We start from the raw sequence: 15764 nt of genomic DNA on the forward strand, positions 1-15764 counted from the left end.
CGTGATCGTGCGCGGTCCCTACGGTCGGCAGCATCCCTCTTGCACCGAAGGTGGCTTGTCATGCCCGCTGAGCGCCCACGCGCCCGTTTCCTGACCATCGCGACGACGGCGACGCTCGCCGCCGGAGCCCTCTCGCTCGCGCTCGCGGCGCCCGCGCTCGCATCGCCCACCGCTCTCGTGCCGACGGCGGCCGACGCGGCATCCGGCGCGCTGATCGTCACCGAGATCGCCCCCGACAACGTCGGGGTCGACGACTACGAGTTCTTCGAGGTCCACAACCGCGGCGCGACCGACCTCGATCTGGCGGCGGCGGGCTTCTCGTTCGCCTACACGTACGTCGACGGTGCCGACCGTGCCCGCGACGTGCCGCTCACCGTGGCCGATCCGGTCGTGGTCCCCGCCGGCGGAACCGTGGTCTTCTGGCTGAGCTACACCGCGGGGAGCGTGGATTCCTTCGCGCACTCGATCGACGAGTTCCGCGCTCACTGGGGCGCCGACGCCGGCACCCCCGTCGTGCGCGTGACGGGGCAGGCCGGCATGGCCAACAGCGCGCCGCGCGGCATCCGCATCCTCCAGAACGACGAGACCGTCGGATGGTCGACCTACGGGCGCACCGCGACGGCAGCCGGGCAATCGGCGCACTTCCGCCTGCCCGCTGAGCGCGTCGACGGCGGCACGGACATCCTCGCCGAGCCGGCCCCGGCCACCCCGGGTGTCGTGGCGCCCGAGGCCATCACCCCGCCCGCGGGAGAGGAGCCCGGGGGACAGCCCGGTTTCGACCCGAAGCCCGACCCGAGCGTCGTCACCGCGCCGCTGCAGATCACCGAGCTGCTGCCGGACTCGGCGAACGTCGCGGGCTCCGATGCCTTCGAGTTCATCGAGGTCTACAACGCCTCGAGCGATCCGATCGACTTCTCCGACTACACGATCGATTACCTCTACCCCGTCGAGGGCTCGTCGAGCGTCTGGCCGGCTGTTCCCGGTGACGTCGTGATCCCGGCCGGCGAGACGCTCGTGCTGTGGATCAAGAACGGTGCCAACGACGCCCTGACCGCCGCCGACTTCAACGACCACTTCGGCTCGCGGCTCGTCGCGGGGGAGAGCCTCGTCGAGATCTCTTCGGCCGGGATGGCGAACGGCTCGCCTCGGGGCGTCGCGATCCAGACCAACAGCGGCCGTCACGTCAGCACCGCGCTGTACAACCTCGACGGCGCCGATGACACCGTCGCCGACCAGGGGATCCGTTACACCGTCGGAGCGGATGTCGCGACGCAGCGGATCGTCGACCTCGCCCCGGCGTCGCCGGGTGCCGTGCAGCCAGACCAGGTTCCCGGCGGTCTCATGATCGTTGCGCCCGACACGCAGGCGCCGTCGATCGTCGACGGCACCGCCGCCGAGATCCAGCCGGGCACCGACTTCGCCATCACCGCGACCGTGACCGATGACGTCCTGGCGCGGACCGTGACACTGCAGCTCGCCAACGACGTCGACCCCGCTCCGGCGCGCATCAACCTCCTCGACGCCGGCGACGGCTCGGTGACGTTCGTGGTCAACGCCGCCGACCTCATCGGCAAGAGCTGGTACGAGTACACGATCACCGCGAGCGACGGCACGAACTCCACCTCGACGTCGACCCGTCGCGTTCCGGTGGCCGGGGTCGACACCAACCCGGTCCGACTCAATCTCGAGGACGGCCGGTTCGTATCGGGAACGACTGAGATCGTCGCCGCGGGCGACGCGTACCCGAGCCCGATCGAGCTGACGATCGACGGCGCGGCCACGGAGACCACTCCCACCCTGGAGGACCAGCCGCGCTTCGTCTTCGACACGACGAACGTCAACTACTACTTCAAGAACGGCGTGCGCATCGGCGACGACGTCCTCAACATCTTCGAGATCGGCACGCAGGGGTGGGAGACCATCGTGACCCCGGTGCCGGTCGAGTACGTCGTCCGCGGTGACGAGCTCGTCGTGAGCGTGTGGGCCGGTACCAAGAAGGCGCCCGAGATCGACCTCGCCGAGAACAACGACGACTTCGAGATCCGGGGTCTGCGCCTGGTCCTGCCCGACGGGCGGACGCTCACGCCCATCGGGTACGACGATCCTGCTGCCGTCCTGCGGATGGGAGACAGCGTCACCGACACGGGAGCGGCCACCGGCAAGCTCGACTACTACGAGGCGCGCTTCGCGCTGCCCGACGACGCGTTCGCCGCTCTCTCGGCCTCGTGGGACACGACCGCGCGCGCCGACGGCACCGCCGTCGTGACGGCCGCCGACGGCGAGACGACCCTCTCGCGGACGGTGACGGTCGACAACACCGCTCCCGTCGTCACCTCGCAGATCGTCGACGGCACCGCCTATCAGGGACCCATCGTCATCGACGCCGAGGTCGCCGACGCGGGATCGGGCGTCGCGAGCACCGTCGCCCGGCTCGACGGCGTCGAGATCGCGCTGCCCTACGAGACGTCATCGGTCGACCTCGCGGCCGGGGATCACCGCGTCGAGATCACCGCGACCGACCACGTGGGGAACACCGACACGTGGACGGCCGCCTTCACGACCTATGAGGAGCAGCCGAGCGCCGGTGTCCTCGCCCCGGCCGAAGGGGCCGAGGTCGCCGCGGGTGATGTGACCCTGCAGGCGAAGGTCGAGGACCCGACGGGCGACGTACTCGACGTGAGCTTCCTCGAGGGGCGCCGGCTCGATCTGTCCGACGGCGACGTCAGCGCGCAGTCCGGCACCGTGCAGGACGCTCGGGCGGTCGACCGCGCCGAGGCCGAGCAGCTGACGGCCGACGAGCTGCGCACCCTCGCCGCCGTCGACGGCGTCTCGGAGGAGATCACGAGCGACCGGGCGTTCCCGTACCAGTCGTTCGACGTCGCGGTCGCCGATGCCGACGCCGGCTCCGACGTCCGCTCGACCTGGTCGGGTCACGCCGACGCGGGGGCGACGGTCATCCTCTACGTCCAGCGAGCCGACGGGTCGGGTTGGGACGAGGTCGATCGCCACGTGAGCGCGGCCGATGACGAGTCGTTCTCGCTCGACGCCGTCGTCGCGGTCGACGACTACGCCTTCGCCGCGTCGGACGGCGCGGGTCGGGTGGTGCGGATGCTCGTCCAGCACTCGGAGGGCTTCGCGGGCGCGGACCGCTCCGACCGGACGACTCCGGTCACGCCGCACAACGTCGCCGATGTGCCGCGCAGCGACTACGACTTCACTCTGGCCTGGGAGTCCGACACGCAGTACTACAACGAGAACACCATGCCGGGTGAGCCCTACCGTCACCAGCAGGCGATCCACTCGTACCTGCTCGATCGGCGCGACGAGCTGAACCTGCAGTACCTCTTCCACACCGGCGACATCATCGACGACTACGACGTGATGGAGCAGTGGGAGCGGGCCGACCCCGAGTACCGCCGCCTCGACGAGGCCGGGCTGCCGTACGGCGTGCTGGCCGGCAACCACGATGTGGGCCACCACCTCGAGGACTACTCGAACTACGGTGCGTACTTCGGCGCGGACCGCTATGCCGGCAACCCCTGGTACGGCGGCAGCTTCGAGGACAACCGCGGTCACTACGACCTCATCTCGGCGGGCGGCATCGACTTCCTGATGCTCTACACCGGGTGGCTTCCTGGTGACGCCTCGATCGCCTGGATGAACGAGGTGCTCGCGCAGTACCCCGACCGCGTCGCGATCATCGCGCAGCACGAGTTCATCCTCACCACGGGCGGGCTCGGGGCGATCCCGCAGCGGGTGATGGACGAGGTCGTCGCGACGAACCCGAACGTCCGCATGGTCTTCTCGGGTCACTACCACGACGCGTTCCTGCGCGAGGACGGATTCGACGACGACGGTGACGGCGCCCTGGACCGCACGGTGTACTCGATGCTGTTCGACTATCAGGGTCTCCCGGAGGGCGGTCTCGGGTTCCTGCGTCTCCTGCACTTCGACAACGAGGGCCGGCAGATGCTCGTGCGCACCTACTCGCCCTCGCTCGACGTCTACAACTCCGACGAGCCGAGCCTGCTCGGCCCGGCGGGGGCGGGCGACTACTCGCAGCAGGAGTTCGCGCTCACGTACGACCAGCTGCGCATCGAGCCCGGCACGCGAACGCTCGGCACCGACGCCTTCTCGGCGGAGGTTCTGGGGGACACCGAGATCGCGACGTTCTCGGATGTCGCGAGCGGCTCGATCCTCTCGGCCGCATGGCCGCTCGCGGAGGAGGGCGAGCGGGGGTGGTACGTCCGCACGAGCGATCCGTTCGGCGCCGTCGACGACTCGCGGGTGTCGCTGTTCACGGTCATCGCCGCGGCCGAGCCCGAGAACCCCGGCGACGGCTCGGGCGGAGGGTCGGACCCGGGCGCGGGCGGCGGCACGGGCGGCGGCGACACCGGCGGTGGCGCGGGTAATGCTCCGTCCGGCGGCACCGGCGCGGCCGACCCCGAGGCGGCGGGCGCGGGTGACGGGACCGGCTCGCGTCGCGATCTCGCTGCCACCGGCGGCGATGCCTCGACGACCGCGACGGTGACCGGGATCGCTCTCGCGCTTCTGGTGGGCGGTGCGCTCCTCACGGCGATCCGCCGGCGCGCGCATCGTCGCGGACGGGTCTGAACCGCACCCAGCGGCTCAGTCGGCGGTCGGGTCCTCGGACCCGACCGCCACGTTCCATTCGGGCAGGGGGTCGGGCAGCCGTCGCCAAGCCGTCGGGCCGGCCGACAGCTCGGCGTCGTCGAGCACGGCGGCATCCAGGACGTGCCGGACAGCGGCGGTGTTGAGGTCGATGCCCGTCACGGCGATGTCCTGGCCGACGTCGTCCAGCCCGTGACCCGCCTCGATCGGATCGATCCACATGGCCGAACCCGCCTGCTCCCACCGGGCTGGGGTGGCGGCTCGCGTCGCGAGACGGCAGACCCCGACCGATCGCACGACCAGTCCGCACGAGCCGGAATCGAGCAGATCGAGAGCCAGCACGAGTCGGCCGGGGTGGAACGGCCGCAGCTGCTCGTAGCGCATCGTGGCGACGCGCCGATCGGTGAGGAACGGATCGTGCTCGCCGTTGAGGGCACGCGTCCATCCGGCGCGGTCGCCCGCGTCCCGCAGGGAGAGGGTGGTGCCGAAACCGAGCGCGGAGAGGTCGTCGACGACGCCGCGGCTGAGCCGGATGCGGGCGGTCGGTGCCAGGTGCGACGCGAGCGCCATGAGGATCGACAGGTCGGCCGTCGGCATCCTCTCCCAGTTGACGATCACGACGGCGCTCGCCGCCTCGATCAGTTGCGCCGCCAACCGCGCGCGTGCGCCGACGTCGGCTCGCCCGTCTCCGTGCGGGACGGCCCGACGCAGGGGAGCGTCGTCGCGCAGGTCGTCGATCGCGTGGCGGGCATCGAGCACGCAGAGTGACGGCATGCCGTGCACGGTGGCGTGGACGTGAGCGGGGTCGGCGTCGCTGGCGAGACCGACGATGCGCAGGGAGCGGTGGCGCCCGGCGATGACGCAGAGGCGGGCGTAACGACGGCGTTCGGCGCTGCAGACGCCGGTGACGGCGAGGTGAGTGGTCACGGTGTTCTCTCCGGCTCGGGTTGTGGCGATCGGTCCTCCACCGTACCTTGTTGTTGATAAGAGTTCTCAATAGGAGGTCATCGTGAAGGTTCGCGCATCCATCAAGTCGCTGAAGAACCAGCCCGGCGCGCAGGTCGTGCGTCGCCGTGGCCGCGTGTACGTCATCAACAAGCTGAACCCGCGCTTCAAGGGGCGCCAGGGCTGAGGTGCGGCCCGATGGCACGTGCCGTCGATCCGCGCAACATGTGCCTCCCGGCTGCTCCGCACGATTAGCGTGAGCGGCATGAGCACTCCCGCTGAGCGAGCCCAGACCCTGTCCGACCTCCACGCCGCGCCCGAGATCCTGCGGGTGGTGAACGTGTGGGACGTCGTGTCGGCCGAGGCCATCCTGGCTCTGCCGGAGACCCGTGCGATCGCCACGGCCGGTCACTCGATCGCGGCATCCTTCGGATACGAGGACGGCACCGACATCCCGCTCGAGATCGTGCTCGACATGGTGGGCCGCATCGTCGCGGTGGCCGGGGACGTCCCGGTGTCGGCCGACCTCGACGCGGGCTTCGGCGACCCCGGTGAGACGACGCGCCGGGCCATCGGTGCGGGCATCGTGGGCGCGAACGTCGAAGACCGCCTGCAGCCGCTGGCGGACTCGGTCCGCGCGGTCGAGGCCATCGTCCGGGCGGGGGAGGCCGAGGGCGTCCGGTTCGCCCTCAATGCCCGCACCGACGCCTTCGTGCGCGCGGGCGACCGGTCGACCGAGGAGTCGATCGCCGACGCGATCGAGCGCGGTCGCGCGTATCTCGATGCCGGCGCCGACCTGGTGTTCGTCCCGGGCATCCTCGACGCCGACATCACCCGGCGCCTCGTGGAGGGTCTGGGTGAGCGCAAGCTCAGCGTCATCGGGCTTCCCGGTGCGCTGACCGCGGCGGAGTACGAGGATCTCGGCGTCGCCCGCATCTCCTACGGCCCGACGACGCAGCGGGTCGCTCTGACGGCGCTGCAGGATGTCGCCCAGCAGCTGTACGCCAACGGGGTCATCCCGCCGTCGACGCGTCCCTTGAACTGAGGCCCGCAGAGCCGGCGCGCACCACCCCCGAGGTCGGTGCGCGCCGGCATGCCGCGGATCAGGCCAGCGCGGCGCGGAGCCCGTCGGCGAACGACGTCGTCGGTCGCCCGATGAGGCGCGAGAGGGTGTGATCGTCCACGTCGAGAACGCCGTCGCGGATGCCGGTGTCGATCCCGGCGACGAACTGCGCGGTGCCGGCGTCGAGTCCGGCGCTCTCGAGGGCGGCGACATGGTCGTCCGTCGAGACGCGGGCGTACGTCACGTCGCGACCGAGCACCTCGGAGGCCGCGGCGGCGATCGCGTCGTACCCGATACGGGTGTCTCCGGCGAACTCGTATGTTTCGCCGAGGTGGCCGTCCTCGAGGAGGACGACGGCCGCGCCCTCGGCGAAGTCTGCGCGCGAGGCCGGCGCGATCCGGCCGTCGCCGACGGATGCCGCGATGACACCGCTCTCGGCGGCGCGCTGGACGTCGGGCACGTAGTTCTCGATGTACCAGTTGTTGCGCACCACGACGGCAGGAACGCCGCTGGCCGCGATGGCCTCCTCGGTCGCCTTGTGCTCGGCGCCGAGGGCCCACTCGAAGGCCGTCGCCTTCGGGGCGCTGGTGTAGACGAGCTTAGAGACGCCTGCCGCGGCGGCCGCGTCGATGACGTTCTTGTGGCCCGCGAAGCGCCTGCCCGGCTCGGACGCCGAGATCAGCAGGGCGCTGTCGACGTTCGCGAGCGCTTCGCGCAGCGAGGCCGGGTCGTCGTAGTCGACGCGGGCGGTGCGCACCCCGCGGTCCGCCAGATCGGCGATCTTCGCGACATCGCGCGCTCCCGCGACGAGGGTGTCAGGGGCGGCGCCGCGGGCGAGCAGGGCGTCGACGACGAGGCGGCCGAGCTGTCCGCTCGCTCCGGTGATGAGGATGGTCATCGGTGATCCTTTCGATCGGGTGATGCTCGGCTCAACCGTTCCGGGGCGGGCAAACATTCCAGACGACGGGTACCCACTTTTCGGTAAGCTACCTACATGGCAGTGAGTTTCGCGCAGATCCGGGCGACATCCGATCAGGTGTTCACGGAGAACTGCCCGACGCGAGTCGTACTCGACCACGTCATGAGCAAATGGGGTGTGCTCGTCCTGATGGCTCTGACCGACGGCACCGCCCGATGGGGTGAGCTGCGTCGCTCGGTCACGGGCATCAGCGAGAAGATGCTCGCCTCGACGCTGCGAACGCTCGAATCCGACGGCATCGTCAACCGCACCGCGTACCCCGAGGTTCCGCCCCGCGTGGAGTACGCGCTGACCGAGCGCGGTGTCGAGCTGATGGAGCGCATGATGCCGCTCATGGAGTGGATCGCCTCGAACGCGGACGACATCGTCGGCCGCCGCGCGTGAAGGCTGAGTGTTCCGTGCGAGCCCTGTCGCCGGGGATCATAACGATATATCGTCAGGTATCGCTAACGTATCGACGACCGGGAGGTCAGCATGAGCGGAACATTCCCCACCGGCGGTTTCGGCGGCCGTGACAACATCTTCGGAGGTCGCGGCGGCTTCAACGTCTCCGATCTCGGAAACAACGTGTTCGAAGCGTTCGACCAGTTGAAGTCGACCTTCGAGCAGAAGGTGAACACCCGGGTCGGACGCGGCGACGTCCGTGCCGCCGTGCTCGCCCTCCTCGCCGAGCAGCCCATGCACGGCTACCAGATCATCCACGAGATCGAGGAGCGCAGCGGCGGGTCCTGGAAGCCCAGCGCCGGCTCGGTGTACCCGACCCTCCAGCTGCTCGCCGACGAGGGCCTCGTCAGCGCTCAGGAGTCCAACGGACGCAAGACCTACTCGCTCACCGAGGCCGGCCGCGCAGCGGCGGGCGAGGCGGGCGAGAAGTCGGCGCCGTGGGAGGGCACGAGCCGCGACCACAGCCGCGTGACGGCACTGCCCAAGGCAGGCGTCGAGCTCGCGCAGGCCGCCGCCCAGGTCGGCCGCAGCGGATCGCCCGAGCAGGTCCAGCAGGCCGTCGAGATCCTCGACGACGCGCGTCGCAAGCTGTACGCCCTGCTCGCGCAGGCCTGACGCGGGTGGCCTCGGCCGACCCGCATCGCGTCGCATCACCCGGCACCCTCGCGGCGCCGGGTGATGCCCGCGCGCGTGCGCGCTATCGCCGCATCCTGCGCTTTGCCGCGCGGGCGCTCGTGCAGACGTGGTGGTTCGAGATCGTCCTGCCGCGCTTCGGTCTCGAGCGGCTCTCGGAACGCGGGCGGACGGCCCGCCTGCGCCGACTCGCGCGCCGCTTCCACGCGCTCGCCGTCGAGCTCGGCGGGCTCATGATCAAGGTCGGGCAGTTCATGTCGTCGCGGCTCGACGTCCTGCCTCCGGAGATCACGACCGAGCTCGCCGGCCTGCAGGACGAAGTGCCCCCGGTGCCCTTCGAGCAGATCCGCGCGGCTGCGGAAGCAGAGCTGGGGATGTTGCTGCGGGACGCCTACGCGTCGTTCGACGAACAGCCGGTGGCAGCGGCATCCCTCGGTCAGGCGCACCGCGCCCGGCTGACACCGGAGCAGGCCGCCGACGCGGGGTTCACCGATGTCATCGTGAAGGTGCAGCGCCCCGGCATCCAGACAATCGTTGACGTCGACCTGGCTGCGCTGCGACGTATTGCCCGATGGCTCCGCCGCATCCGCCTCGTCTCGCGCCGCGCGGACATGCCCGCGCTCGTCGAGGAGTTCGCCGTCACGAGCCTCGAGGAGATCGACTACCGGCACGAGGCGGCCAATGCCGAACGCTTTCGGGAGAAGTTCGCCGACAACCCCCGGGTCGCCGTTCCCGAGATCGCCTGGGAGCGCTCGACGTCGCGGGTCCTGACGCTCGCCGACGTCACCGCGATCAAGGTCACCGATGTCGACGGTCTCCGGGCCGCGGGCATCGATCCTCACGAGGTGGCGAGCGTGTTCGCCTCCGTGATGTTCGACCAGTTCTTCGGGTTCGGGTTCTTCCACGCCGACCCGCACCCGGGGAACGTCTTCGTCACGCCGGTGCCGCCCGACCAGCGCCGCGACGACCGGCCCGACTGGCTGCTGACGTTCATCGACTTCGGGATGATGGGCGAGATATCGCCCTCGACGCGGGAGGCGCTGCGCACGGTGCTCGTCGCGGCGGCCGCTCGCGACGGCCGCGGGCTGGTGGCAGGCATGTCGCAGGTGGGCGCGCTGCTGCCCTCGGCCGACGTCCGCGAGCTCGAGCGCGCCATGACGCAGCTGTTCGCACGCTTCGGCGGCATGGGCTTCGCGGAGCTGAAGGAGGTCGATCCGCGCGAGTTCCGCGACTTCGCGGGGGAGTTCGGCGAGCTCGCCCGCGCGTTGCCCTTTCAGCTGCCGGAGAACTTCCTGCTCGTCATCCGGGCCGCCTCGCTCACGTCGGGTGTGTGCACCTCGATCGATCCCGCTTTCAACCTCTGGGACGCGGTGGAGCCGTACGCGGCTCGGCTGCTCCGCGAGGAACGCGGCGATCTCATGCGCGACATGGCGCGGCGTGCCATGGGTCTCGCCGACGTCACGATGCGCCTGCCGGAGCGGCTCGACGGGCTCATCACGCATCTCGAGGACGGGAACCTCGGGTTCGACAGCGGCAGGCTCGAACGGCGCATGTCGCGCCTGGAACGACTGGGACGACGCGCGGTCTCGGGGATCCTCTTCGCGGGACTGCTGGTCGGGGGAGTGCTCCTGCGCCCCGACGACGAGACCCTCGGAACGGTGCTCATGGGGCTGTCGGCGCTGCCGTTGCTGCACGTCCTGATGGCGCGCGTGTTCGGCCCCCGCGACTGACGGCTCGGTAGCCTGAGGTCATGCCCCTCGAGACGCCCGCAACCGGTGCGCGCGAACAGCTCGCCGCGCTCGCGGCGCGTGCCGCACGGCCCGGGTTCGCCGCGGGCGAGCTGCTCGATGGCTCCGAGGCTGCGCCGGGCACCCGTGCCGCCGCCGTGCTCGTGCTCTTCGGCATCCTCGATGACCGTCCGAGCGATCACGCGCCCGAAGCCGCTCTCTCGCGTGATCTCGATGTCCTGCTGCTCGCCCGCGCGGCCACGCTCCGGTCGCATCCGGGACAGGTGGCGCTGCCGGGCGGACGGGTGGATCCCGGTGACGAGGACGTCGTCGCCGCGGCGCTGCGCGAGGCGCGGGAGGAGACGGGCCTCGACACCGCCGGGGTGGAGGTGCTCGGCCCGCTTCCGCCGCTGCCGCTGGAGTACTCCCGCCACCTCGTCACGCCCGTGCTCGCCTGGTGGCGCCGCCCGTCACCCGTTCGCGTCGTCGACGTCGCGGAGTCGGCGGCGGTGTTCCGAGCGCCGGTGGCCGACCTGCTCGCGCCGGCGAACCGCGGTGTCACGGTGCTGCGCCGCGACGGCGCCGAATGGCGGGGACCTGGCTTCGTCGTGCGTCAGGATGCCGGAGAGTTCCTCGTCTGGGGTTTCACGGCGATGCTGCTGGACGGCCTGTTCACCGAACTCGGGTGGACCGAGGACTGGGATCTCGACCGAGAGCTGCCGCTCCCGCCGCAGTGATGGCGCCGGTGGCGAGCGTCGAGGAACAGACTGGCGATGAACGGCACCGTCGGATCCCCGAAGCCGGCGAATGCCGCGGCGAGCGTGAACGCCGGTGCGATCTCCTCCTGTGGGGGGAGGTGGCCGAAGGCGCGCGACGCCAAGCTGGATGCGTGAGTTCCCCCACCGATACCCCTTCGACCCGTTCGACCGCCCGTGCCCCCAGACGGCGCTCGGCTGCCGTGGCCGTCGCGGCTGCGACCGCCGCAGTCCTCGTGGGCTGCGCGGCCGACCCCGCGCCCGCCGACGCATCGGCCTCGTCTGCCGCTTCGGTGGAGATTCCCGCCACGCCGGCCGGCGAGCAGGTCCGCTGGGTGATGGACGAGATCAACAGCGACGAGACCACCGACGTCGACGACATCGAGACGCACTTCGATGACGCAGCGCTCGAGCAGCTGGCGCCCGCCGAACTGCAGAAGGTGTTCACGCAGATGCAGGCCGCGGCCCCGTGGACGGCCGTGGCGTACGACGGCGTCGAGACCCAGGCCCGCGTGACCATCGAGTCCGAGCAGGTGACGTACGACATGTCGATCTCGGTGACCCCCGACGCCCGCATCGCGATGCTCCTCTTCGCCCCGCCGCAGCCCGAGCGGACTCCCGCGGCCTCGTGGGGTGAGCTCACGCAACAGATCGACGAGGCCGCCTTCACGGTCGGCGTTCAGGTCCGCGAGGTCGACGGCGAGGTGCTCTACGAGGGCGGCGATCAGGCGGCCGGACCCATCGGATCCGTCTTCAAGCTGTGGGTGCTCGGAGCCGTCGTCGACGCCGTCGCGGCCGGCCGGCTGACCTGGGATGACGAGCTGGTCGTCGACGCCGAAGTGCGGAGCCTCCCCAGCGGCGAGCTGCAGGACCGTCCCGACGGCACGAAGGTGACCGTGCGCGAGGCTGCGGAGAAGATGATCGCGATCAGCGACAACACCGCGACCGACATGCTCATCCGTGCCGTCGGGCGCGATGCCGTCGAATCGGCGATGGTCTCGATGGGGCATGCAGACCCGGGCGCGAACACGCCGTTCCTCACCACGCGCGAGCTCTTCTGGCTCCTGTTCGGCGACCCCGACCTCCGCGCACTGTGGGGTGGAGCGGGCGACGATCCCGAGGCGCGTCGCTCCGTCATCGAGCGGCTCCCCGCGGGCGTGCCCGATCTCTCCGCCGCATCCGCGGCGACTCCGGGGTGGCGCGACGGCGCCGACTGGTTCGCGACCCCCGACGATCTGGCCGCAGCGCACGAGGCGCTGCAGGAGCGGGCGCGAACCGAGGCGGGAGCGCCGGTCCGCGACATCCTGTCGGCCAATCCCGGTCTCGCGTTCGGGGACGAGTGGACGTTCGTCGCGTTCAAGGGCGGCAGCTCGGTCGGGGTGCTCGCCGGATCGTGGTATCTCGAACGCGAGGGCGCCGCGCCGGTCGTCATCACGGTGCTCGCGCGCGCCGACGACGCCACCACGCTCGCGAGCCCTGCCGTGGCGCTCGGATGGGCGCAGGACGCAGCCGCGATCCTCACCGGCCCGTAGCCTGGAACGATGACGCGCTCGACGGGAACCGGCATTCCCGCTCGCCGGTCTCGGCCGGCGGCCGTGGCCGGCGCCCTGCTCGCCTCGACACTGCTGCTCTCCGCATGCACCGGCGGGGCCGACCGGCGGCCTCCGGACCACGAGGCGACGCCCACTCCCGACGAGACGCCGACCGCACCGGTCGACGCCTCGCCCGGCTGGTGGCGCCCGACCGGCAGCCCGATCGACGTCGTCACCCAGTTCGAGGTGCCGTGGTCGGTCGTCGTCCTCGACGACGGGACGCAGCTGGTGAGCCAGCGCGACGACGGTGCTGTCCTCGAGGTCGACGCGGACGGGCTCGCGCGCGCCGTCGGCGAGATCGACCTCACCGCCGCGGTCGGCGAGGGCGGTCTTCTCGGCATCGCGGTCCGCGAGGGCGAGGACGAGGACGAGGACGACGCGCTGCTCTACGCCTACGTGACGACGGCTGACGACAATCGCGTCGTGCGAATGCAGCTGGAGGGTGAGGCCGGCGACCGCCGGCTCGGCGGTGCGGAGGTCGTCATCGACGGCATTCCGCGCGACCGCGTTCACAACGGCGGGCGCATCGCCTTCGGGCCGGACGGCATGCTCTACGTGGCCACGGGAGATGCGGGAGAGCCCGACGCCGCGCAAGACCCCGCTTCGCTGGCGGGGAAGATCCTGCGGCTGACGCCGGAGGGAGAGCCCGCCCCGGGCAACCCTCTCGGGTCGGAGGTGTACTCCCTCGGACACCGCAACGTGCAGGGTCTCGCGTGGACCCAGGACGGCATCCTGTGGGCGAGCGAGTTCGGGCAGGACCGTTTCGACGAGCTCAACCGCATCGAGGCGGGCGGCAATTACGGCTGGCCCGTCGTGGAAGGAGCCTCGGACGACGAGCGCTTCATCGCGCCCCTGATCACCTGGACACCCGAGGAGGCGAGCCCGAGCGGCGTCGCGGCGCGCGGCAACACGCTTTTCGTCGCGGGGCTGCGCGGTGAACGCGTGTGGCAGATCGACGTCGACGCGGGTGCCCTCGTCGGCGAGCCGGTCGCGCTCTGGCCGGGTGAGCTCGGGCGCGTCCGCGATGCCGTCGTCGCGGGCGACGCACTCTGGCTGCTCACGAACAACACCGACGGCCGGGGGAACGCGGCGGCCGGCGACGACCGGCTGATGCGGGTCACTCTCGTGCCCGAGGGCTGAACCGGCTTGATAGCGTTCTCAGAGGACATCCGCAGACAGGGGACCTCATGACCGAACGCGTGACGTGGCTGCTCGTCGACGGCGAGAACATCGACGCGACGCTCGGTCAGTCGATCCTCGGCCGTCGCCCGCTGCCGGACGAGCGCCCCCGCTGGGACCGGCTGCTGCAGTTCGTCGACGAGCAGTGGAAGCAGCCGGCGCGCGGCCTGTTCTTCCTCAACGCCAGCAACCACCTCCCGATGTCGTTCGTGCAGGCTCTGCTGGCACTCGGCTACAAGCCGGTTCCCCTGTCGGGCGACGCTGACGAGAAGGTCGTCGACATCGCCATCCAGCGCACGCTCGCGGCGCTGAAGGAGCGGACCGATGACGTCGTGCTCGTCAGTCACGACCGTGACTTCGTCGGCGAGGTGGCCGCCCTGACCGGGCCCGACCGACGCGTGGGCGTGCTCGCGTTCTCCGAGTTCCGCAGCAGCGAGCTGACGGCCATCCCCGGCGTCGAGTTCTTCGACCTCGAGTACGACGCGCACGCGTTCGATGCCCCGCTACCGCGCGTGCGCGTCATCCCGATCGAGACCTTCGACCCGTGGGAGTTCCTCGCCTGATCGGGTCTCGCCGGGTTCACGACCTAACGGCATCCACGGCTGGATGCAACCCCTCGACGCCGAGCGCGGTCGTCTGCCTACCCTGAGGCGATGTTGGCATCCGATCTTCCTGAGACCGCATCCCTGCTCGACCTCATCGGCGCCCGCCACCCCGCGAGCGTGACGATCGTGGCCCCGTCGTCGCCGATCCCCGCGGATCGGCGTCACGCGCAGCTCCAGCTGCGCGAGGGCATCGACGAGGCGGCCCGACAACTGTCCGAGGCCGAGGTCGACGACGCCGATCGTGACGCGGTGCTCGCATCGCTGCGCGCGCTGCTCGACGACGAGGAGTTCTGGCAGAGCCAGTCGCGTTCGACGGTGGTGCTCGCATCCCCGGGCCGCGTCGAGGCGTTCCGTCTGCCGAGCCGCCTCGAGGCGCGCGCATCGGTCGGCGACCGCTTCGACGCCGGTCAGCTGCTGCGCGCCGTGTCGTTCCCGCGTCGAGCCTTCGTCGTCCAGGTGTCGCGCGAGGGCGGCCGCCTCAGCGAACTCGGGCCCGATCTGGGGCTCACCGAGCGTCGACTCGAGCTTCCCGACGACCTGTGGGCCGCGCTCGAGCACACCACGACCGACGGTCAGCGCGACATGCCGCGGCCGCAGGGGACGACGGGCGACCGCATCGAGCGCGAGAAGTTCAGCCGGATCATCCAGGACGCCGTCGTGCGCGTCGTTCCCGCCGACGTTCCGCTGATCCTCGCCGCATCCCAGGACCTCGAGCCGGCCTACCGCGCGGTCAACACCCACCGCCTGCTACTGGAGCGCGGCATTGACGCGCACCCGGACTCGCTCTCGCGCGCCGATCTCGAACAGGCGGCGCGCGACATCCTCGACGCCCACGAGCAGGATGAGCTCGCGCAGTGGCGTGAGCGCTTCGGCTCGCTCCGGGCGCAGGGGCTCGCGACCTCATCCGTCCGCGAGGCCGCCGTCGCCGCGAGCACCGCCGCCGTCGACGAGCTGCTGTTCGACCTCGCCTTCGAGCAGGAGGGCGTCATCGACGAGGCCGGGCACATCACCCGCGCGCCCGACGCCGGACCGAGCACCTACGCGATCCTCGACGAGATCGCCGCGCGCGTCCTGGGCTCGGGCGGCCGGGTGCGGGCCGTCCGCAGCACCGATCTGCCCGACGGCGCGCCCGTGGCCGCTGTGCTGCGCTTCCCGCTGCCCGCCGACCTCGCCTGAGGCGATACACCCGTCGGACCGGCGGGGCTGGTGT

The 15764-nt window shown here is 71.1% G+C and carries 13 protein-coding genes; 11 read left to right on the forward strand and 2 right to left on the reverse strand.

Features of this window, described 5'->3' with window-relative positions; translation table 11 throughout:
* The first annotated feature begins 60 nt into the window (after positions 1-60).
* Positions 61-4614, forward strand: coding sequence for a lamin tail domain-containing protein (locus O1W71_RS08955; RefSeq protein ID WP_269267502.1), 4554 nt, complete (start codon positions 61-63; stop codon positions 4612-4614).
* A gap of 15 nt (positions 4615-4629) precedes the next feature.
* Here the strand turns inward: O1W71_RS08955 and O1W71_RS08960 are convergent, their stop codons facing one another.
* Positions 4630-5559, reverse strand: a complete 930-nt coding sequence (locus tag O1W71_RS08960) for a GTP-binding protein (RefSeq protein WP_269267503.1) — start codon at positions 5557-5559, stop codon at positions 4630-4632.
* Positions 5560-5641: 82 nt separating this feature from the next.
* On the opposite strand from O1W71_RS08960, the gene ykgO reads away from it, so the two are divergent.
* Positions 5642-5764, forward strand: coding sequence for a type B 50S ribosomal protein L36 (gene ykgO / locus O1W71_RS08965; RefSeq protein WP_023951906.1), 123 nt, complete (start codon positions 5642-5644; stop codon positions 5762-5764).
* A 78-nt stretch (positions 5765-5842) separates the two neighbouring features.
* Positions 5843-6622: an isocitrate lyase/PEP mutase family protein gene (locus O1W71_RS08970; protein WP_269267504.1), complete on the forward strand. Its 780-nt coding sequence runs from the start codon at positions 5843-5845 to the stop codon at positions 6620-6622.
* Positions 6623-6680: 58 nt separating this feature from the next.
* Here O1W71_RS08970 and O1W71_RS08975 read toward each other — a convergent pair whose 3' ends face one another.
* Positions 6681-7538, reverse strand: a complete 858-nt coding sequence (locus O1W71_RS08975) for an SDR family oxidoreductase (RefSeq protein WP_269267506.1) — start codon at positions 7536-7538, stop codon at positions 6681-6683.
* Between the two features lie 96 nt (positions 7539-7634).
* On the opposite strand from O1W71_RS08975, the gene O1W71_RS08980 reads away from it, so the two are divergent.
* From O1W71_RS08980 to O1W71_RS09015, 8 genes are all read left to right on the forward strand, one after another.
* Complete coding sequence (locus tag O1W71_RS08980) at positions 7635-8003, forward strand: winged helix-turn-helix transcriptional regulator (RefSeq protein ID WP_269267507.1); 369 nt, start codon at positions 7635-7637, stop codon at positions 8001-8003.
* Positions 8004-8093: 90 nt separating this feature from the next.
* On the forward strand, positions 8094-8678 hold the full coding sequence (locus O1W71_RS08985) for a PadR family transcriptional regulator (RefSeq protein ID WP_112613635.1): 585 nt from the start codon (positions 8094-8096) through the stop codon (positions 8676-8678).
* A 5-nt stretch (positions 8679-8683) separates the two neighbouring features.
* Complete coding sequence (locus O1W71_RS08990) at positions 8684-10426, forward strand: ABC1 kinase family protein (RefSeq protein ID WP_442924106.1); 1743 nt, start codon at positions 8684-8686, stop codon at positions 10424-10426.
* Positions 10427-10446: 20 nt separating this feature from the next.
* Complete coding sequence (locus O1W71_RS08995; protein WP_269267508.1) at positions 10447-11160, forward strand: NUDIX hydrolase; 714 nt, start codon at positions 10447-10449, stop codon at positions 11158-11160.
* A 152-nt stretch (positions 11161-11312) separates the two neighbouring features.
* On the forward strand, positions 11313-12710 hold the full coding sequence (locus O1W71_RS09000; protein ID WP_269267509.1) for a serine hydrolase: 1398 nt from the start codon (positions 11313-11315) through the stop codon (positions 12708-12710).
* A 9-nt stretch (positions 12711-12719) separates the two neighbouring features.
* A complete protein-coding gene (locus O1W71_RS09005; protein ID WP_269267510.1) occupies positions 12720-13910 on the forward strand; it encodes a PQQ-dependent sugar dehydrogenase in 1191 nt (396 codons plus the stop codon).
* A gap of 47 nt (positions 13911-13957) precedes the next feature.
* Positions 13958-14512 carry an NYN domain-containing protein gene (locus O1W71_RS09010; RefSeq protein ID WP_269267511.1) on the forward strand — a complete coding sequence of 185 codons (555 nt, stop codon included), beginning with the start codon at positions 13958-13960 and terminating at the stop codon, positions 14510-14512.
* A gap of 90 nt (positions 14513-14602) precedes the next feature.
* Positions 14603-15730 carry a baeRF11 domain-containing protein gene (locus O1W71_RS09015; RefSeq protein ID WP_269267512.1) on the forward strand — a complete coding sequence of 376 codons (1128 nt, stop codon included), beginning with the start codon at positions 14603-14605 and terminating at the stop codon, positions 15728-15730.
* The last annotated feature ends 34 nt before the right edge of the window (positions 15731-15764 follow it).

This window comes from Microbacterium sp. H37-C3 (genome assembly GCF_027157935.1).
Lineage (GTDB): Bacteria > Actinomycetota > Actinomycetes > Actinomycetales > Microbacteriaceae > Microbacterium > Microbacterium plantarum.